Source organism: Enterobacter sp. SCRI0065, assembly GCF_059766475.1.
In genome coordinates this window covers 236,100-253,488 of sequence record NZ_JCBAJB010000003.1, presented here as the reverse complement: position 1 = coordinate 253,488, position 17,389 = coordinate 236,100, and the positions used below count along the sequence as shown (strand labels likewise).

The 17,389-nt window shown below is 54.4% G+C and carries 20 protein-coding genes and 1 tRNA gene; 7 read left to right on the top strand and 14 right to left on the bottom strand.

Annotated elements, in window-relative coordinates:
• The first annotated feature begins 9 nt into the window (after positions 1–9).
• From AC6EMZ_RS11230 to AC6EMZ_RS11220, 3 genes are all read left to right on the top strand, one after another.
• Entirely contained in the window at positions 10–474 is a 465-nt protein-coding gene (locus tag AC6EMZ_RS11230) for a phage tail protein (RefSeq protein WP_498402566.1), read from the top strand.
• The gene (locus AC6EMZ_RS11225) at positions 471–1,637 is read left to right on the top strand and encodes a phage late control D family protein (RefSeq protein ID WP_498402565.1); all 1,167 of its coding nucleotides are present in this window, start codon (positions 471–473) and stop codon (positions 1,635–1,637) included. Before AC6EMZ_RS11230 ends, AC6EMZ_RS11225 begins: the two co-directional genes overlap by 4 nt.
• Positions 1,638–1,701: 64 nt before the next feature.
• Positions 1,702–1,920, top strand: coding sequence for a DNA-binding transcriptional regulator (locus tag AC6EMZ_RS11220; protein ID WP_174348485.1), 219 nt, complete (start codon positions 1,702–1,704; stop codon positions 1,918–1,920).
• Between the two features lie 165 nt (positions 1,921–2,085).
• Here AC6EMZ_RS11220 and AC6EMZ_RS11215 read toward each other — a convergent pair.
• A tRNA-Ile gene (locus AC6EMZ_RS11215) sits at positions 2,086–2,161 on the bottom strand.
• 124 nt (positions 2,162–2,285) lie between these two features.
• Between AC6EMZ_RS11215 and mug the strand changes: the two genes are divergently transcribed.
• Positions 2,286–2,792: a G/U mismatch-specific DNA glycosylase gene (gene mug / locus AC6EMZ_RS11210; protein ID WP_498402564.1), complete on the top strand. Its 507-nt coding sequence runs from the start codon at positions 2,286–2,288 to the stop codon at positions 2,790–2,792.
• Positions 2,793–2,855: 63 nt separating this feature from the next.
• Here the strand turns inward: mug and rpoD are convergent, their stop codons facing one another.
• The 3 genes from rpoD to rpsU all read right to left on the bottom strand — a co-directional run bounded on the left by rpoD (position 2,856) and on the right by rpsU (position 6,957).
• The gene (rpoD, locus tag AC6EMZ_RS11205) at positions 2,856–4,694 is read right to left on the bottom strand and encodes an RNA polymerase sigma factor RpoD (protein WP_498402563.1); all 1,839 of its coding nucleotides are present in this window, start codon (positions 4,692–4,694) and stop codon (positions 2,856–2,858) included.
• 155 nt (positions 4,695–4,849) lie between these two features.
• The gene (dnaG, locus tag AC6EMZ_RS11200; protein ID WP_498402562.1) at positions 4,850–6,595 is read right to left on the bottom strand and encodes a DNA primase; all 1,746 of its coding nucleotides are present in this window, start codon (positions 6,593–6,595) and stop codon (positions 4,850–4,852) included.
• A 146-nt stretch (positions 6,596–6,741) separates the two neighbouring features.
• Positions 6,742–6,957: a 30S ribosomal protein S21 gene (gene rpsU / locus AC6EMZ_RS11195; RefSeq protein WP_001144069.1), complete on the bottom strand. Its 216-nt coding sequence runs from the start codon at positions 6,955–6,957 to the stop codon at positions 6,742–6,744.
• 236 nt (positions 6,958–7,193) lie between these two features.
• On the opposite strand from rpsU, the gene tsaD reads away from it, so the two are divergent.
• The gene (gene tsaD / locus AC6EMZ_RS11190) at positions 7,194–8,207 is read left to right on the top strand and encodes a tRNA (adenosine(37)-N6)-threonylcarbamoyltransferase complex transferase subunit TsaD (protein ID WP_498402561.1); all 1,014 of its coding nucleotides are present in this window, start codon (positions 7,194–7,196) and stop codon (positions 8,205–8,207) included.
• A gap of 48 nt (positions 8,208–8,255) precedes the next feature.
• Here the strand turns inward: tsaD and ureG are convergent, their stop codons facing one another.
• The 8 genes from ureG to plsY all read right to left on the bottom strand — a co-directional run bounded on the left by ureG (position 8,256) and on the right by plsY (position 13,925).
• Positions 8,256–8,873 carry an urease accessory protein UreG gene (gene ureG / locus AC6EMZ_RS11185; protein ID WP_498402559.1) on the bottom strand — a complete coding sequence of 206 codons (618 nt, stop codon included), beginning with the start codon at positions 8,871–8,873 and terminating at the stop codon, positions 8,256–8,258.
• A gap of 9 nt (positions 8,874–8,882) precedes the next feature.
• Positions 8,883–9,557, bottom strand: a complete 675-nt coding sequence (locus tag AC6EMZ_RS11180) for an urease accessory protein UreF (RefSeq protein WP_498402558.1) — start codon at positions 9,555–9,557, stop codon at positions 8,883–8,885.
• Positions 9,558–9,564: 7 nt separating this feature from the next.
• Positions 9,565–10,023 (bottom strand): urease accessory protein UreE, encoded by a 459-nt coding sequence (gene ureE / locus AC6EMZ_RS11175; RefSeq protein ID WP_498402557.1) that lies wholly within the window; start codon positions 10,021–10,023, stop codon positions 9,565–9,567.
• 9 nt (positions 10,024–10,032) lie between these two features.
• Entirely contained in the window at positions 10,033–11,736 is a 1,704-nt protein-coding gene (gene ureC / locus AC6EMZ_RS11170) for an urease subunit alpha (protein ID WP_498402556.1), read from the bottom strand.
• Positions 11,729–12,043: an urease subunit beta gene (locus tag AC6EMZ_RS11165; protein WP_498402555.1), complete on the bottom strand. Its 315-nt coding sequence runs from the start codon at positions 12,041–12,043 to the stop codon at positions 11,729–11,731. Before AC6EMZ_RS11165 ends, ureC begins: the two co-directional genes overlap by 8 nt.
• 9 nt (positions 12,044–12,052) lie before the next feature.
• Positions 12,053–12,355, bottom strand: coding sequence for an urease subunit gamma (locus tag AC6EMZ_RS11160; RefSeq protein WP_498402554.1), 303 nt, complete (start codon positions 12,353–12,355; stop codon positions 12,053–12,055).
• 10 nt (positions 12,356–12,365) lie between these two features.
• Positions 12,366–13,190 (bottom strand): urease accessory protein UreD, encoded by an 825-nt coding sequence (locus tag AC6EMZ_RS11155; RefSeq protein ID WP_498402553.1) that lies wholly within the window; start codon positions 13,188–13,190, stop codon positions 12,366–12,368.
• Between the two features lie 126 nt (positions 13,191–13,316).
• A complete protein-coding gene (plsY, locus tag AC6EMZ_RS11150) occupies positions 13,317–13,925 on the bottom strand; it encodes a glycerol-3-phosphate 1-O-acyltransferase PlsY (protein WP_498402551.1) in 609 nt (202 codons plus the stop codon).
• A gap of 107 nt (positions 13,926–14,032) precedes the next feature.
• Here plsY and folB point away from each other — a divergent pair, with 107 nt between their 5' ends.
• Positions 14,033–14,401: a bifunctional dihydroneopterin aldolase/7,8-dihydroneopterin epimerase gene (folB, locus tag AC6EMZ_RS11145; RefSeq protein WP_498402550.1), complete on the top strand. Its 369-nt coding sequence runs from the start codon at positions 14,033–14,035 to the stop codon at positions 14,399–14,401.
• A 106-nt stretch (positions 14,402–14,507) separates the two neighbouring features.
• Complete coding sequence (gene bacA / locus AC6EMZ_RS11140; RefSeq protein ID WP_498402549.1) at positions 14,508–15,329, top strand: undecaprenyl-diphosphate phosphatase; 822 nt, start codon at positions 14,508–14,510, stop codon at positions 15,327–15,329.
• A gap of 10 nt (positions 15,330–15,339) precedes the next feature.
• Here bacA and AC6EMZ_RS11135 read toward each other — a convergent pair whose 3' ends face one another.
• Both AC6EMZ_RS11135 and AC6EMZ_RS11130 read right to left on the bottom strand, forming a co-directional pair.
• A complete protein-coding gene (locus AC6EMZ_RS11135) occupies positions 15,340–16,581 on the bottom strand; it encodes a multifunctional CCA addition/repair protein (RefSeq protein WP_498402548.1) in 1,242 nt (413 codons plus the stop codon).
• A 61-nt stretch (positions 16,582–16,642) separates the two neighbouring features.
• Positions 16,643–17,263 (bottom strand): TIGR04211 family SH3 domain-containing protein, encoded by a 621-nt coding sequence (locus AC6EMZ_RS11130; protein WP_498402822.1) that lies wholly within the window; start codon positions 17,261–17,263, stop codon positions 16,643–16,645.
• Positions 17,264–17,389: the final 126 nt, after the last annotated feature.

Here is a 17,389-nt window from a genome sequence, read left to right as displayed (position 1 = left end):
AGAGAAAACATGCTAATGGTGCTGGGCTTTTTTGTGTTTGAACGGCACACCCTGCCGTATCAGTCGATGCAGTATTCGAAAGACTATCGATGGGCGTCAAACGACCGCATCGGCAAGCCACCGGCTTATCAGTTTCTTGGGGAGGGAGAAACCTCCCGCACCCTGTCGGGCACGCTTTACCCTGAAATCACCGGCGGTCGCCTGTCGCTGACAGCGGTCGAACTGATGGCTGACGAGGGGCGCGCATGGCCGCTGATTGACGGTACCGGCATGATCCTCGGGATGTACGTCATTGAGAAAGTGACTCACACCCACACCGAGCTTTTTAGTGATGGCCAGGCGCGCAAAATCGAGTTTAGCCTGTCGCTGAAACGCGTCGATGACTCGCTCGCGGCGATTTATGGCGACCTGAAAACGCAGGCTGACAGTCTGGTCACGTCTGCCGGTAACTGGCTCGGAGGGCTGGCGGGATGATAACGGGAATGCAGGTTCAGGCCGGGGCGCGCATCGCCCCTGCGTATATGCTCACGCTCGATGGCACGGATATCACGCAGAATTTCAGTGACCGGCTCATCAACCTGACCATGACGGACAATCGCGGATTCGAGGCTGACCAGCTCGATATCGAGCTCGACGATGCCGACGGACTGGTCGAGCTGCCACCGCGTGGTGCATCACTGACGCTGTGGCTGGGCTGGCAGGGCTCCGCGCTGCTGAACAAGGGGAGCTTTACGGTCGATGAAATCGAGCACCGGGGCGCGCCCGATACGTTGACTATCCGGGGGCGCAGTGCAGATTTTCGCGGGACGCTCAACTCTCGCCGCGAGCAGTCATGGCATGACACCACGCTCGGGGTGATTGTGGAGACCATTGCGCAGCGCAACAAACTCACGGCCAGCGTGGCTGACACCCTGAAAGCGATCCCGGTGCCGCATATTGACCAGTCGCAGGAATCCGACGCGGCATTTCTGGCCCGACTGGCGGAGCGTAACGGCGCATCAGTCTCGGTGAAATACGGCAAATTATTATTCCTGAAAGCCGGTAGCGCGGTGACGGTCAGCGGCAAGGTTATCCCACAAATGACCGTTGAGCGCGGCGACGGTGACCGGCATCAGTTCGCTATTGCTGACCGCGCTGCGTATACCGGCGTCACGGCGAAATGGCTGCACACCAGAGACCCGAAACCGCAAAAGCAAAAGGTGAAGCTCAAACGCAAACCGAAAGAGAAACACCTGCGCGCGCTGCAGCACCCGAAAGCCGTCAAAGTTCAGGCAAAGAGCCAGGCGAAAAAGGAGCAGGAAGCGCGCGAGGGAGAGTATATGGCCGGTGAATCTGACAATGTGCTGGAGCTGACGACCATCTTTGCTACAAAGGCGCAGGCGATGCGCGCCGCTCAGGCGAAGTGGGACAAGATACAGCGCGGTGTGGCGGAGTTTTCGATTACGCTCGCCACTGGCCGGGCAGATTTATTTCCCGAAACACCGGTAGCGGTGAAAGGCTTTAAGCGCGTCATAGACGAGCAAGCGTGGATCATCAGCCGGGTGGTGCACAGTCTCAACGGGAACGGCTACACGACAGGCTTAGAGCTTGAGGTGAAGATTTCAGATGTTGAATACCTGGCTGAGAATGTTGATTAAATAAATTTCGCAAAAAGAGAATTTTAGGTATCATTCATTCTCTTTTTGAGAATTTGAGGTGTTCATGTTCCATTGCCCAAAATGTCAGTACGCGGCACATGCGCGAACCAGTCGCTACCTTAGCGAGAATACCAAAGAGCGATACCACCAATGTACAAACATAAATTGCAGTTGTACGTTTGTCACAATGGAGTCAATTGAGCGATTTATTGTCACTCCCGGTGATATCACTCCAGTACCACCCCATCCGTCATCCAGTGGTCAGAGACAATTGTGGATGTAACCGAAACCCGCCTTGTGCGGGTTTCTTGTTTTTTAGGGCGCTAAAAAAGAGCTTATGCGATGGAAGGATTTTTACTGCTGCGACACTTTTGCGACACACGGTTAATAGATAACAAAAAGGCCACTCGCGAGAGTGGCCTAAGTGTATGTATCTACTGCTAAAATTTGGTGGCCCCTGTTGGGTTTGAACCAACGACCAAGCGATTATGAGTCGCCTGCTCTAACCACTGAGCTAAGGGGCCGTGGCGGTGAATTATAGAGGAACTCTGCGCCGCAATCCAGCCATTCGCACCTGCCTGCTGTTTTTATAAACAATGCATTATCAATCCTTTATACTGACATGATGATGTATTGATGGGAGTAAATATGATCGACGATATTCTCGCACCTGGACTGCGTGTTGTTTTCTGCGGTATCAATCCCGGAAAATCGTCCGCGCACACCGGTTTTCACTTTGCTCATCCGGGGAATCGTTTCTGGAAGGTGATACATCAGGCTGGGTTTACGGAACGCTTGCTGAAGCCAGAAGAAGAGCAGCACCTGCTCGATACCCGTTGTGGAATCACGATGCTGGTGGAGCGGCCAACCGTACAGGCGAATGAGGTGAACCTGCATGAACTGCGAAGCGGTGGGCGGGAACTGGTCAAGAAAATAGAGGACTATCAGCCTGCGGCGTTGGCAATCCTGGGTAAGCAGGCCTACGAGCAGGCGTTCAGCCAGCGTGGGGCGCAGTGGGGCAAGCAGAGCATCACCATTGGCATGACGCAGGTGTGGGTGCTACCCAATCCTAGTGGCTTGAACAGGGCGACGCTGGATAAACTGGTGGAGGCGTATCGCGAGCTGGATGAAGCGCTAGTGGTCCGGGGGCGTTAATTTAAGACGTGGGTAAAGCCAAAAAAAAGCTCCCTTTTGGGAGCTTTTTGTCGTGTATCGTGTTTAGTCGTCCAGGAAGCTACGCAGCACTTCAGAGCGGCTCGGGTGGCGCAGTTTGCGCAGGGCCTTCGCTTCAATCTGACGGATACGTTCGCGGGTTACGTCGAACTGTTTACCCACTTCTTCCAGCGTGTGGTCGGTATTCATATCGATACCAAAACGCATACGCAGGACTTTTGCTTCACGGGCGGTCAGGCCAGCCAGAACATCGTGAGTGGCGGCGCGCAGGCTCTCAGTGGTCGCAGAGTCCAGCGGCAGCTCGAGGGTCGTATCCTCGATGAAATCGCCCAGATGAGAATCTTCATCGTCGCCGATTGGCGTTTCCATGGAGATTGGCTCTTTGGCAATTTTCAGCACTTTACGGATCTTGTCTTCCGGCATCAGCATGCGTTCAGCCAGCTCTTCTGGCGTCGGCTCGCGACCCATCTCTTGCAGCATCTGGCGAGAAATACGGTTGAGCTTGTTGATGGTCTCAATCATATGCACCGGAATACGAATGGTGCGCGCCTGATCCGCGATAGAACGGGTGATTGCCTGACGAATCCACCAGGTTGCGTAGGTGGAGAATTTGTAACCACGACGATATTCAAACTTATCGACCGCTTTCATCAGACCAATATTGCCTTCCTGAATCAAATCCAGGAACTGCAGACCACGGTTGGTGTATTTCTTCGCGATAGAAATAACCAGACGCAAGTTTGCTTCAACCATCTCTTTCTTCGCACGACGAGCTTTCGCTTCGCCGATAGACATACGACGGTTAATGTCTTTAACCTGCTCGATGGTCAGGCCGGTCTCTTCTTCGATCTGACGCAGTTTGTACAAGCCGCGCTGCACGTCATCTGCAACGTCATGCAGTTTTTCGGACCACGGTTTGTTCATCGCGATAGCAGCGTTGAACCAGGTTTCGCTGGTTTCGTTGCCGGTAAACAGAGTGATGAAGTTCTTCTTCGGCATCTTGCACTGCTCAACACACAGTTTCATGATGATGCGTTCCTGGGTACGCACGCGATCCATCATGACGCGCATACTGTTTACCAGGTAGTCGAACTGCTTCGGTACCAGACGGAACTGTTTGAACACTTCAGAAAGCTGTTTGATCTGTTCCTGCGCAGCGGCGTGGCTGCGACCTTTCGCTTTGATGGTGTCACGGGCCAGTTCGTACTGCGTACGCAGTTCACCAAACTTCTCGCGAGCCAGCTCTGGATCAATGCTGTTGTCGTCTTCTTCTTCTTCGTCTTCTTCGTCTTCTTCTTCGCTCTCTTCACGTTCTTCTTTAGTGAGCTCAGAACCAACGTGAGTCGCTGTCGGGGCGACATCTGCTTCAGCGTTTGGATCGACGAAACCGGTGATGATATCGGAAAGACGCGCTTCTTCAGCTTCGACGCGATCGTACTGCTCCAGCAGATAGGTGATCGCTTCTGGGTACTCGGCAACCGAACACTGAACCTGATTGATCCCATCTTCAATGCGTTTCGCGATGTCAATTTCGCCTTCGCGGGTCAGCAGTTCAACGGTACCCATTTCGCGCATGTACATGCGAACCGGGTCAGTGGTACGTCCGATTTCAGATTCCACGCTGGACAGAACCTGCGCGGCGGCTTCTTCAGCATCTTCATCAGTGTTGTTGGAGTTCTCAGCCAGCAACAGATCATCGGCATCCGGTGCTTCTTCCATCACCTGAATGCCCATGTCATTGATCATTTGGATGATGTCTTCGATCTGATCTGAATCGACGATATCTTCCGGCAGATGGTCATTGACCTCGGCATAGGTCAGATAGCCTTGCTCCTTACCGCGTTGGACAAGAAGTTTCAGCTGTGACTGCGGGTTTTGCTCCATAAGACGGTATCCACACTTAATTCGTTTGATTGGTGTTGGCGGTATTGCTACCAACATTTAAAGCGAGGGCGTACTTATATTTGTGCCGCTGCCTCTCAGAGCGGCTGCCGGGGGCTTCCCGATCGATATTCGGCACTTAAGCCGTTAAATTTATTTTATTTCTTCGCCAGTTCCTGGTTTAACATCCAGAGTTCTCGGCGTTCTTCGTTGCTTAAACCATGTGTGCGCTCGCGAGCGATTAGCTCTTCCTGGCGCAGCTCAAGCATCGAATCAAACATATGGTTGAGTGAGTCGGTGAACGTTTTTTCTGCGATATCCTTATCTGCTATATCGTCCCACATCGACAGTTTTTCAAGGGTGGCGGCCTCTTTTGTGCCGCGATAATGCTCTAAAAGTTGTCCGGTGGTCAGGCCTGGCTGAGACAGACAAGTGTTGACCAATTCTGAAAATAAGCCAAGTCCAGGCAGCTTTTCCTGATTCAAACCCGCCAGCGGCGGCACCTGAGGTGCCAGTTCTGGGTTTTGAACCAGAAGTCCTATCAGTATACGCATGGTTGTGCGTTTTAGCTGTGGAGCAGGGCGAACAGCACCGTTTTCGGACAACTTTGGCATTAAACGTTCAAGCTGGCTGTCATCCAGAATGCCCAGCTTGTTGCCCAATTCCTGACGCAGATAAATGCGCAGGGTCTCGCCCGGGACTTGAGTGATAAGCGGCAGTGCCAGCGTGCTCAGCTGCGCGCGGCCATCCGGCGTACTCAAATCTACCTGCGGCATCAGGCTGTTAAACAAAAACGTGGAGAGCGGCTGAGCCAGCTCCATCCGCGCTTCAAAAGCTGCTTTACCCTCTTTACGCACCAGCGTATCCGGGTCTTCTCCGTCGGGCAGGAACATAAAGCGTAACTGACGCCCGTCGGTCATATAGGGTAGCGCCGTTTCCAACGCACGCCAGGCGGCTTCTCGTCCGGCACGGTCGCCGTCATAACAACAGATGACGTTGTTTGTCGCTCTGAACAACAGCTGGATATGGTCGGCAGTGGTCGACGTTCCCAACGACGCAACCGCGTAGTTGATGTCGTACTGTGCCAGTGCCACCACGTCCATATAGCCTTCGACCACCAGTAAACGCTTGGGTTCAGCGTTGTTCTGTTGGGCTTCATAAAGACCGTACAGCTGACGGCCCTTATGGAAAATATCGGTTTCCGGGGAGTTGAGGTACTTCGGCAGGGCATCGCCCAGCACGCGTCCACCAAAACCAATTACCCGGCCACGCTTATCGCGAATGGGGAACATCACCCGCTCGCGGAAGCGGTCGTAGCTTCGTCCCTGGTCATTGGTGACCAGCATTCCTGCATCGATCAACGATTTACGATCTTCGCTATTGCCGCCAAAACGTTTTAACACGTTGTCCCAACCGGGAGGGGCGTAGCCAATAGCGAAACGCGCAATAACGTCGTCGCTCAGTCCGCGTCGGGTCAGATATTGACGCGCAGGCTCAGCGGCTGATTGCTTTAGAGACTGTTGATAAAACGAGTTCAGGCCTTCCATCAGTTGATACAGCGTTTGCCTTTGATGGCGCTCTATCTGACTTGGGCCGCTACCGGCTTCATAAGGCACTTCAAGGTTGTGCATTGCAGCCAGTTCTTCGACGGTTTCGACGAACTCAAGTTTGTCGTAGTTCATCAAAAAATCGACAGCGTTACCGTGTGCGCCACAGCCGAAGCAGTGGTAAAACTGTTTTTCACCGTTTACGGTGAAAGAGGGGGTTTTTTCGTTATGAAACGGACAGCACGCATGGTAGTTCTTGCCCTGCTTTTTGAGCTTTACCCGTGCGTCGATAAGATCGACGATATCGGTTCTGGCCAGCAGGTCATTGATAAATACGCGTGGGATTCGTCCAGCCATAGGCCCCGTGGTTACACTTCATCCAGTGTGAATGATGTTGTGTAAATCATGATTCATAAACGAAAATAAGCCGCGCATTCCTTTCGGAAGCACGGCCTTACGACTATAACTCGGTCTGTCAATTGAGGGCTGAGGCCCTCAACAGATTAGTACAGACGAGTACGGCGTGCGTTTTCGCGAGCCAGTTTCTTCGCGTGACGTTTCACAGCAGAAGCTTTAGCGCGCTTACGTTCGGTCGTTGGTTTTTCATAGAACTCACGACGACGAACTTCAGCCAGAACACCTGCTTTCTCGCATGAACGCTTGAAGCGACGCAGTGCTACGTCGAACGGCTCGTTTTCACGTACTTTAATTACCGGCATGTAACTCTCACCTTTAATAAATTCGGTTTGCCGCTGGCATCAACGCCAGCTTATTTCAAAATGGTGCGGAATTTTACTGCAATTGCTGCTGCTTTGTAAAGCACCGAAGCGATTTTGAAAGGGACTTTTATAAGGAAAGGGAGTATACACGAGGCAACTTCTTTGGGCGAACAAAGTTTTACATCAACCCGCATTGGTCCTACACTGCGCGGTATTGAAACGAGGTAAAACAAGTCATGCGTGTACTGGGTATTGAAACATCCTGCGATGAAACCGGCATCGCCATTTACGACGACGAAAAAGGTCTGTTAGCCAACCAACTGTATAGTCAGGTGAAATTGCACGCTGATTACGGTGGAGTGGTGCCTGAACTGGCCTCTCGCGACCACGTGCGTAAAACCGTTCCACTGATTCAGGCGGCGTTAAAAGAAGCGGGTTTAACGGCGAAAGATATCGATGCGGTGGCCTATACCGCCGGTCCTGGTCTGGTTGGCGCACTGTTGGTTGGCGCAACCATTGGACGTTCGTTGGCGTTTGCGTGGGATGTTCCGGCCATTCCGATTCATCATATGGAAGGTCATCTTTTAGCGCCTATGCTGGAAGAAAACCCACCTGAATTCCCGTTTGTTGCCCTTCTGGTGTCTGGTGGACATACACAGTTGATTAGCGTGACGGGGATTGGCGAGTATGCGTTGCTCGGAGAGTCCATTGATGATGCAGCCGGTGAAGCGTTTGATAAAACCGCCAAGCTGCTAGGTCTGGATTATCCTGGCGGCCCGATGTTGTCTAAGCTGGCTGCGCAGGGCGTCGAAAAACGTTTTATCTTCCCGCGACCCATGACCGATCGCCCAGGGCTGGATTTCAGCTTCTCGGGCCTGAAAACCTTTGCGGCTAACACGATTCGCAATAACGAAAACGACGATCAGACCCGTGCAGATATCGCCCGTGCCTTTGAAGATGCGGTGGTGGATACGCTGATGATTAAGTGCAAACGCGCGCTGGAGCAGACCGGTTTTAAACGTCTGGTGATGGCAGGCGGCGTGAGCGCTAACCGTACGTTGCGGTCAAAGCTTGCAGAGATGATGCAAAAACGCCACGGCGAAGTGTTCTACGCTCGTCCAGAATTTTGCACCGATAACGGTGCGATGATCGCCTACGCGGGCATGGTGCGCGCCAAAGCGGGTGCAACGGCGGATTTGAGCGTTTCCGTGCGTCCTCGCTGGCCGCTGGCAGAGCTGCCTGCGGCATAATCCCTCGTCCTGGCTCTCTCCCCCATTAGGGGAGAGAGAAATTTACGACTATACCCGCAGCATGCCTTTCTCTTCGATAAACGCAATAATGTTCGCCAGCCCATCGCCCACTTTTAAATTGGTAAACGTCCACGGACGCTCGCCGCGCATGCGGTTGGTATCACGCTCCATCACGTCTAAAGAGGCTCCCACGTACGGTGCCAGATCGGTTTTGTTGATCACCAGAAAATCGGATTTGGTGATCCCTGGCCCGCCTTTGCGGGGGATTTTTTCGCCTTCCGCCACGTCGATAACGTAAATCGTCAGATCCGCCAATTCAGGGCTAAAGGTGGCGCTCAGGTTGTCGCCGCCGCTTTCGACAAAGATCAGATCCAGATTGCCGAATTTCTCGCTCAACGCTTCAACCGCCGCCAGATTCATGGAGGCATCTTCACGGATGGCGGTATGCGGACAGCCGCCCGTTTCCACGCCAACGATGCGATCCGGCTCCAGTGCGCCCGCTTCGGTAAGAATGCGCTGATCTTCCTTGGTGTAGATATCGTTGGTGACAACCGCCAGTTGATAAGAATCGCGCATCGCTTTACATAGCGCTTCCAGCAGTGCGGTTTTGCCCGAACCCACCGGGCCGCCTACACCAACGCGTAGGGGATGTTTGTAATCAGACATTGTGGATCCTCATGATCGAAATAACCGTGAATATTGCGTTTCGTGTCGCGCGGAGGCGATAGCGGAGAGCGGCGTTGCTGCCCCCAGGTCGTCATCTGCGCGTAAAAAAGCCTGTTCGAATCCGGCTGCAAAATGGTCGCTCAGTTCGATAATCAACAGTTGCGCGGCTTGTTGTCCAAACGGCACCAGCTTGACGCCTGCCATGACGGCGCTTTCGATCCAGCTGTAGCCAAGGCTGAGCGCCAGTTCACGTACGTCAATTCCCCAACGCACGCCGAGCCACGCCATGCCGCACAGCTGGCTTTGCGCAAAGAGTGGTAGCCAGTCGGGCGGGCATTCAGGCTCCCAGCTTTTAATCAGCCGGGTAAAGGCCGCGCCGCGATTACACTCTTCTTCACGTAGCTCGCGCGTTTCACGACAGGCGAGCAGATATGCCGTCCAGCGCCGCGCGGTCGCGATGTCGTTCTGCTCGCAGGCGTGATACAGGCGGATGAAAAGCGGCAAATCAACGCAGAAAAAACTGTGCTCCATCTGCTGAATTTGCCAGTCCCTGAACTGGACAGCGGTGGTAAGCCAGCCCGCTTCTACTGCCCATTCCAGCCCCTGAGACCAGGTGAATGAGCCCACCGGCAGGCTGCTGCTGGAAAGCTGCATCAGGCGCAACTGCTGGCGGTTGTGTTCCATTTTATTCCTAATGTGAATGCGCGTGAGAATGACCGTGAGCGTCGCTGGTATAGGCTCCGGCTTCTGGCTCAAAGGGCAGATGCGCAAACGTCACGTCGAGGGCGAACTGGCGCAGCATGTCATCCAGGACGTGATCGTGGTGATAGCGCAGTTCGCCGGGCATGATTTGCAGCGGAACGTGGCGGTTGCCCAGGTGATAGCAGGCGCGGGCGAGCAGGTACGGATCCGTGCAGCGCACGACCGACACGGATTCTGGGGCGGCGATCACTTTGATCACTTCGCTACCATCCTCTGTCGTCAGTAGATCGCCGCCGCGCAGCAGCAGGCCGCGAGGAAGCATCAGGCCCGCTTCGCGCCCGTCGTCCAGCTCCACTCTGGCGCGGCTTTTAACCCGCACGTCAATCGGCAGCGTAACGCTGGCGGTGATAGGGTGCGCGTGGTCAAGGCGTTGGGTTAGGGTAATCATCGTCGCTCCTCAGAACAGAAAATAACGTTGCGCCATCGGCAACACGTCTGCCGGTTCGCTGGTAATCAGTTCACCGTCGATACGCACCTCGTAGGTTTGGGCATCAACGGTGATATTCGGTTGCAGGCTGTTGTGGATCATGTCGGCTTTTTTTACCGTGCGGCAGCCCTTCACAACGGCGATGCTGCTTTGCAGATTGAGCTGCTGCGGAATGCCGTTATCGCGGGCAGTCTGCGAGACAAACGTCAGGCGCGTGGCATGACGCGCCGCGCCCAGCGAGCCAAACATCGGACGGTAATGCACCGGCTGCGGCGTTGGGATTGACGCATTGATGTCACCCATTGGCGCACAGGCAATCATCCCACCTTTAACGATAGTGGCTGGCTTCACGCCAAAGAACGCCGGAGACCAGACCACCAGATCCGCCAGCTTGCCTGCTTCGATGGACCCAACTTCATGCGCGACGCCGTGGGTTAACGCCGGGTTGATGGTGTATTTGGCGACATAGCGCTTCACGCGAAAGTTATCGTTATCCCCGGACTCTTCCGCCAGCGGCCCGCGCTGAACCTTCATGCGGTGCGCGACTTGCCAGGTGCGGATGATCACTTCACCTACGCGGCCCATCGCCTGGGAATCGGACGAGGTCAGAGAGAACGCGCCAATATCATGCAGTACATCTTCAGCGGCGATGGTTTCCCGGCGAATGCGCGATTCGGCAAAGGCCACGTCTTCGGCGATATCCGGATCGAGGTGATGGCATACCATCAGCATATCCAGATGCTCGTCGATGGTATTTACCGTGTAGGGCAGCGTTGGGTTGGTGGAGGACGGCAAAATATTGGGGTGCGCGCAGGCGGTGATAATGTCCGGCGCATGGCCGCCACCTGCACCTTCGGTATGAAAGGTATGTATGGTCCGTCCGCCAATCGCAGCCAGCGTGTCCTCTACAAACCCGGCTTCGTTCAATGTGTCGCTGTGCAGCGCCACCTGAATATCCATCTCTTCGGCAACGCTGAGTGCGCAGTCGATCGTCGCAGGCGTTGATCCCCAGTCTTCGTGGATTTTCAGGCCAATCGCCCCAGCGGCGATTTGTTCGCGCAGGGCATCCGGATTGGATCCGTTGCCTTTACCGAGCAGGCCGATGTTCACTGGTAACGTATCGGCGGCCTGTAGCATGCGCGCGATATACCACGGTCCTGGCGTGCAGGTGGTGGCGTTGGTACCTGCCGCCGGACCGGTGCCGCCGCCGATCATCGTGGTGACGCCAGAAACCAGCGCCTCTTCTGCCTGCTGCGGGCAGATCCAGTGGATATGAGTGTCGATCCCGCCTGCCGTGACGATCTTGCCTTCGGCAGCGATCACTTCAGTTGCCGCACCGATTGGGATCGTCACGCCAGGTTGAATATCCGGGTTCCCGGCTTTGCCGACGGCGAAGATCCGGCCGTCTTTCACGCCGATATCGGCTTTCACGATCCCCCAGTGATCGACGATTAACGCATTGGTCAGAACCAAATCCACGCACTCTACGGCGATCATTTGCCCCTGGCCCATGCCGTCGCGGATCACTTTCCCGCCGCCGAATTTCACCTCTTCACCGTAAATCGTGAGATCGTTTTCGACCTCTATCCACAGATCGGTATCGGCCAGTCTCACCTTATCGCCGGTGGTTGGACCGAACATATCGGCATACGCCTGACGCGAGATTTCAGCCATGGTTTACCTCGCCCATTACGTCGCCGCGAAAACCGAAAATGCGCTGTGCGCCAGCGATTAGAACCAGTGTGACCTCACGTTTTTGTCCCGGCTCGAAACGCACGGCGGTACCGGCGGGAATATTCAGTCGATAGCCTTTGGTCGCTTCTCGATTGAATTTAAGCGCCGGGTTCACTTCATAAAAATGATAGTGCGATCCCACCTGGATTGGCCTGTCGCCGTGGTTTTCGACGATCGTGCGCTGCGTTTCACGCCCCACGTTAATGGCGATCTGCCCTGGTTTGATCTGATACTCTCCTGGGATCATCGGGTTCCCCTACACGATCGGATTGTGAACGGTGACAAGCTTGGATCCATCCGGGAAGGTCGCTTCCACCTGAATATCCGGGATCATCTCCGGCACGCCTTCCATTACCTGTGGGCGCGTCAGCACGTGACGGCCCGCTTCCATCAGGTGCGCCACGGTTTGCCCGTCGCGCGCGCCTTCCATAATAAAGGCGCTAATCAACGCCACCGATTCCGGGTAGTTGAGTTTTACGCCGCGTGCGAGTCGCCGCTCCGCTACCAGCGCGGCAGTAAACAGCAACAACTTGTCTTTTTCTCTGGGGGTCAGTTCCATAACGGCTCTCTCAGGTCTGCCAGATTCGGGGAGGGTGAGGGGCTTTCGCCATGACGTGCGGGCGCAGGTATTGCCAGATATCGCGCATCGCTTTCTGACAAATCAGGTTGTCGTGAGCAAGAAAACGCAGTGATAGCAGGTTATCGGTGAGCGTCGCGCCAGCGAAATTTTCTAATGTTGCCAGTCTTTCCCGCACGCCTTCTAACAACGTATCGTTTGCCGGATAACACAGCAGCGTGCCGATCCAGGGGTGCTCAGCCACCGAAGCCAGATTGCCATCGGACAGATGCTGGCGTTCAATCAACAGCGGTTCGTTGTCGATCCACACCTCAAGTCGGCTTTCGATTGTGCCGTGGCTAAAGGTTTCGTTGATGACCGGTCGGCCCAGGCAAAACAGCTCCCAGGCCAGCAACGTACTGGAGTGATGCAGATGAAATACAGAACGCAGCGCGGCGTGAGCACCTGGGAAAAAAATAGTGTCCTGCGGCAGCCATTCCAGCATTGCGTCTTCTTCTATAAAGAAGCATTGATTCAGACGGGCCTGCGGACCGCTGCTGCGATAGAACTTGCTGGCACCAGGCATGGTGATCAGCACGTGGCTTTTAGGATCAAGCTGGACGGAAATATTGAGTTCATCACCACCGACAATCCCGCCCGGAGGATGCAGCAGATAGAGGTGACAGGTCTGATCTTCCGGGTAAAACGGACGCTGAACGGTGAGGGGACCGACGTGACGCGCTGACTGCAACAGGGTTTTTTCAGGGGTGTAGGAGAACTGCAACGCAAGCGATGCCTGCCAGCCGTGGGTGTGCTTTTTTGCTGGTGAGCCCTGCAAGATTTAGCCCCTGTGAACGCATTCTCGAATGTTCCGAGTATGGATCAGCTACAGGCGTTTTTTGTCATAGGAAAAGCTGATGATGCGGCGGGGAAGTGATAAGCAAAGGCCCGGACGCGCCGGGCGTTATTCTTTCTTTTTTCTCTTGAGCTTGGTCCAGATTTTCGTTTCCTGACGACGCCATAAACGTTGAATATTGTCATGGTGGCGCAGCAAAATCAGGCAGGAAAGCATCGAAACGGGGAAGGTGAACTGGGGCTTGAACCACCAGACGTAGAATGGCGCGATCAGCGCGCTAACAATCGCGCCCAGCGACGAGTAGCCGCTCAATAACACGGTCAGCAGCCAGGTGCCAGCCATGACGCCTGTTAAATCCCAGCCGATAGGGGCGATGGCGCCAAAGGCCGTGGCAACGCCTTTCCCGCCTTTAAAGCCAAAGAATGCTGGCCAAATGTGGCCGAGACAGGCGGCGATGGCGATAAGCCCCAGCCAAAATGGGGTTACGCCCAGAGCATAAGCGCCCCAGACGGGAAGCATTCCTTTCAGAACATCAAAAATCAAAACCGCTACGGCTGCTCCCTTGCCGCCAATTCGAAGTACATTGGTCGCCCCTGGATTCCCGGAACCACTGACACGAGGGTCAGGCAGTCCGGCGATGCGGCAGACCAGAATGGCGCTGGAGATTGAGCCGCAAAGGTAAGCGAGGAAGATCATTCCAGGCGCGATTGCACTCATAACGCTGTTCCGTTTTGAAAATGTATCTGTATTCTCTGCATCTGTGGATAATACGCATAATTCGCCGGAAGTGGTATCCGGTTTAGCCAAAAACCAGGCAGGTCGTGATGGATATTGTATTTATAGAGCAACTTTCGGTAATCACCACAATTGGTGTTTATGACTGGGAACAGACCATCGAGCAGAAGCTGGTGTTCGATATCGAAATGGGCTGGGACAACCGCCTGTCCGCTAAAAGTGATGATGTGAAAGATTGTCTGAGCTATGCGGATATCAGTGAAGCGGTCGTCAACCACGTTGAGGGGCAGCGTTTTGCGCTGGTGGAGCGCGTGGCGGAAGAGGTGGCTGACCTGCTGCTTAGCCGCTTCAATTCGCCATGGGTGCGCATCAAACTCAGCAAGCCCGGTGCGGTGGCGCGAGCGACAAATGTCGGCGTCATTATTGAGCGTGGCCAAAATCTTAAAGGACATCATTAACGTCATCATTGCTAAACCATTTTCGGTTATACCGGTCTTAAAGCTGTATCTTTCGCGGCGTCCCTTGAGGTCAGCCGTTTTTTACATTTTTATAAGGGTTTATTAGATGAGCGATATGCACTCGCTGCTGGTGGCGGCAATTCTGGGTGTGGTCGAAGGATTGACGGAGTTCTTGCCTGTTTCCAGTACCGGACACATGATCATCGTCGGTCATTTGCTGGGTTTTGAGGGAGAGACAGCCAAGACGTTTGAGGTGGTCATTCAGTTAGGCTCTATTCTGGCCGTGGTCGTGATGTTCTGGCGACGTCTGTTCGGCTTAATCGGTATTCATTTTGGCCGTCCGCCGCAGCATGAAGGCGAAGGCAAAGGCCGTCTGACGCTGATTCATATCCTGCTGGGTATGATTCCGGCGGTGGTACTTGGGTTAATTTTCCACGACGCCATTAAATCACTGTTTAATCCGATTAACGTGATGTACGCGCTGGTCGTGGGCGGTGTGCTGCTGATTGTCGCAGAATTGCTAAAACCGAAAGAGCCGAAAGCACCGGGCCTGGACGATATGACCTACCGTCAGGCGTTTATGATTGGCTGCTTCCAGTGTCTAGCGCTGTGGCCGGGCTTCTCTCGCTCGGGGGCGACGATTTCTGGCGGGATGCTGATGGGCGTGAGCCGCTATGCGGCGTCGGAGTTCTCTTTCCTGCTGGCCGTGCCAATGATGATGGGCGCGACTGCACTGGATCTTTATAAGAGCTATCACTTCCTGACGGTCGGCGATATTCCGATGTTCGCAGTAGGCTTTGTGACCGCCTTCATCGTGGCGTTAGTTGCTATCAAAACCTTCCTGCAAATCATCAAACGTATCTCGTTTATTCCGTTCGCCATCTACCGCTTTATCGTGGCGGCAGCGGTTTACGTGGTCTTCTTCTGACCGACGGCCCTCAGTCTTTAGGCTGAGGGCAACGCTTTTCCTTCCAGTCTGTGACCGCCTGAATCCGCCGCTTTGTTAACTCTTCTCGAATTTCGGGTCCTTTAAACCCTGCCTCGACGACCTCTTTTGTCGGTACTGCTTTCGCAATGTCCCAGGCTTCGCGTAGCAAACGCCCTTGCGGATAATCGCAAGCCTCAAATCCGGTGCGCCCGCGTACGTCCGCTTCGCTGGTGAGCGCAATTTGCTCTACGCGCTGTGGCTTGCGCCAGGCGTCAATGCTGTCGAACAGCCTCACGATGGTGGCGGGTTTGAGAATGGGGAAGGTATGGATAAGGTCGTGGAACTCGGCGACCAGTTTTGCCAGATCGCGAATGTCGTTAGGCACGCGCAGGCGCTGGCAAATGCGTTCAACCAGCTTTACGCCCGCCGGGCCGTGCCCATGGTGGCGTGGCCACATCTCTTTCGGCGTTAAGCCTTTGCCCAAATCGTGACACAGCGTAGCAAAACGTACGTCAACCTCCGGGCTGAGCATGGCGGCCATGCTTAGCGTCATCAGCGTGTGGATGCCGGTGTCGATTTCCGGGTGCCATTTCGCGGGCGCGGGCACGCCAAACAGCATGTCGATTTCCGGGAATAAGACCTTAAGCGCGCCGCAGTCGCGAAGCACCTGGAAAAAGACCTGCGGATTGCGAGTGCTCAGCGCATTTTCCGTCTCTTTCCACACGCGTTCCGGCGTGAGGTGTTCCAGCTCGCCAGCCTCTGTCATCGCCGTCATCAACGCCATGGTTTCGTCGGCAATGCGGAAACTCAGATGAGCGTAGCGTGCAGCGAACCGCGCCACGCGCAGGACGCGCAGCGGATCTTCTGAAAAAGCAGGGGAGACGTGACGTAGAATTCGGTTATGCAGATCGTCCTGGCCGCCATAAGCGTCGATGATAGTGCCGTTATCATCCTGCGCCAGGGCGTTGACTGTCAGGTCACGGCGCAGTAAATCTTGCTCCAGCGTGACGTCTGGCGCGGCGTAGCAGGTAAAGCCGGTATAACCGAAACCAGCTTTGCGCTCGGTTCGTGCCAGAGCGTACTCTTCACGGCTTTTGGGATGAAGGAACACGGGAAAATCGCGGCCTACCTGCTGGTAGCCCGCATTAAGCATTTCCTCAGGTGTGGCACCCACCACGACCCAATCTTTATCTTTGACCGGTAAGCCTAATAACGCATCACGTACCGCACCACCGACCAGATACATCTTCACAACTGAACTCCCGTCTTCTCTTAATCGCAAGATAATACGTAAGTCTGGCAGAGAAGACGAATTAGTTCATCCAGCGGTCTTTACGCTTACGGCTTGGGATCAGGAGCGGCAATACCAGACCGAGCACCAGACCCACGCCCAACACGCCTCCGCCATACATAAACCACTGCATGATGATGGTGCGCTGTTTGTCATCGAGCTGCAAATTAGCGGCGCTGACTTTTTTCTGCGCGACAATCAGCTCGTTTTTCAGCTTTTGATTCTCTTCTTTCAAGCCGTTGATCACCCCGTCACTCTGCGCCACTTTCTGCTGCATTTCAGCGGTGCGCTGGTTCCACGTGGTGTCGATGTTAGTCAGCTTATCGGTCAGGGTTTTCACCTGATTTTCCAGATCCGGTACGCGAGTACGCAGGCTAGGTACGTTGCTTAATTCTTTAAGGGGGATCCAGGACGTACGGCCGGTGCTGTCGCGAACCTGACCATAGTTAGTATCCTGGTTAGTCTGGAGCAGAACGACTTCCTCGCCGGCATTAACCGTACCCACGAGGCGATAACTATCTCCAGGGCCGCTGCGTACCCAGGTGTTTAATTCGTCGGAAACGTAACGTTTCTCTTCAGCATGGACCACGGTTGCAGCGCTAAAAGCAAGTAAAGTGAGTCCAATCAGGCGTAATTTAAGCATCATTAGTCGTTATTTTCATAAAAAGTGGAACGATAGTAGTGGCAACAGTGTCTCCACGCAAAGCATTCGTCAGCAATCAGAATCATCTGTGTCACCACTCCACATATTTACGCCCGTCAAATTGCT

Bases quoted from the DNA above. Each gene is read 5' to 3' on its own strand.
- AC6EMZ_RS11160 (WP_498402554.1), bottom strand. From the start codon at position 12,355: ATGGAACTGACCCCCAGAGAAAAAGACAAGTTGTTGCTGTTTACTGCC.
- bacA (WP_498402549.1), top strand. From the start codon at position 14,508: ATGAGCGATATGCACTCGCTGCTGGTGGCGGCAATTCTGGGTGTGGTC.
- AC6EMZ_RS11220 (WP_174348485.1), top strand. From the start codon at position 1,702: ATGTTCCATTGCCCAAAATGTCAGTACGCGGCACATGCGCGAACCAGT.
- AC6EMZ_RS11180 (WP_498402558.1), bottom strand. From the start codon at position 9,557: ATGGAACACAACCGCCAGCAGTTGCGCCTGATGCAGCTTTCCAGCAGC.
- dnaG (WP_498402562.1), bottom strand. From the start codon at position 6,595: ATGGCTGGACGAATCCCACGCGTATTTATCAATGACCTGCTGGCCAGA.
- tsaD (WP_498402561.1), top strand. From the start codon at position 7,194: ATGCGTGTACTGGGTATTGAAACATCCTGCGATGAAACCGGCATCGCC.
- rpsU (WP_001144069.1), bottom strand. From the start codon at position 6,957: ATGCCGGTAATTAAAGTACGTGAAAACGAGCCGTTCGACGTAGCACTG.
- plsY (WP_498402551.1), bottom strand. From the start codon at position 13,925: ATGAGTGCAATCGCGCCTGGAATGATCTTCCTCGCTTACCTTTGCGGC.
- mug (WP_498402564.1), top strand. From the start codon at position 2,286: ATGATCGACGATATTCTCGCACCTGGACTGCGTGTTGTTTTCTGCGGT.
- ureG (WP_498402559.1), bottom strand. From the start codon at position 8,873: ATGTCTGATTACAAACATCCCCTACGCGTTGGTGTAGGCGGCCCGGTG.
- AC6EMZ_RS11230 (WP_498402566.1), top strand. From the start codon at position 10: ATGCTAATGGTGCTGGGCTTTTTTGTGTTTGAACGGCACACCCTGCCG.
- AC6EMZ_RS11130 (WP_498402822.1), bottom strand. From the start codon at position 17,263: ATGCTTAAATTACGCCTGATTGGACTCACTTTACTTGCTTTTAGCGCT.
- rpoD (WP_498402563.1), bottom strand. From the start codon at position 4,694: ATGGAGCAAAACCCGCAGTCACAGCTGAAACTTCTTGTCCAACGCGGT.
- ureC (WP_498402556.1), bottom strand. From the start codon at position 11,736: ATGGCTGAAATCTCGCGTCAGGCGTATGCCGATATGTTCGGTCCAACC.
- folB (WP_498402550.1), top strand. From the start codon at position 14,033: ATGGATATTGTATTTATAGAGCAACTTTCGGTAATCACCACAATTGGT.
- ureE (WP_498402557.1), bottom strand. From the start codon at position 10,023: ATGATTACCCTAACCCAACGCCTTGACCACGCGCACCCTATCACCGCC.
- AC6EMZ_RS11165 (WP_498402555.1), bottom strand. From the start codon at position 12,043: ATGATCCCAGGAGAGTATCAGATCAAACCAGGGCAGATCGCCATTAAC.
- AC6EMZ_RS11225 (WP_498402565.1), top strand. From the start codon at position 471: ATGATAACGGGAATGCAGGTTCAGGCCGGGGCGCGCATCGCCCCTGCG.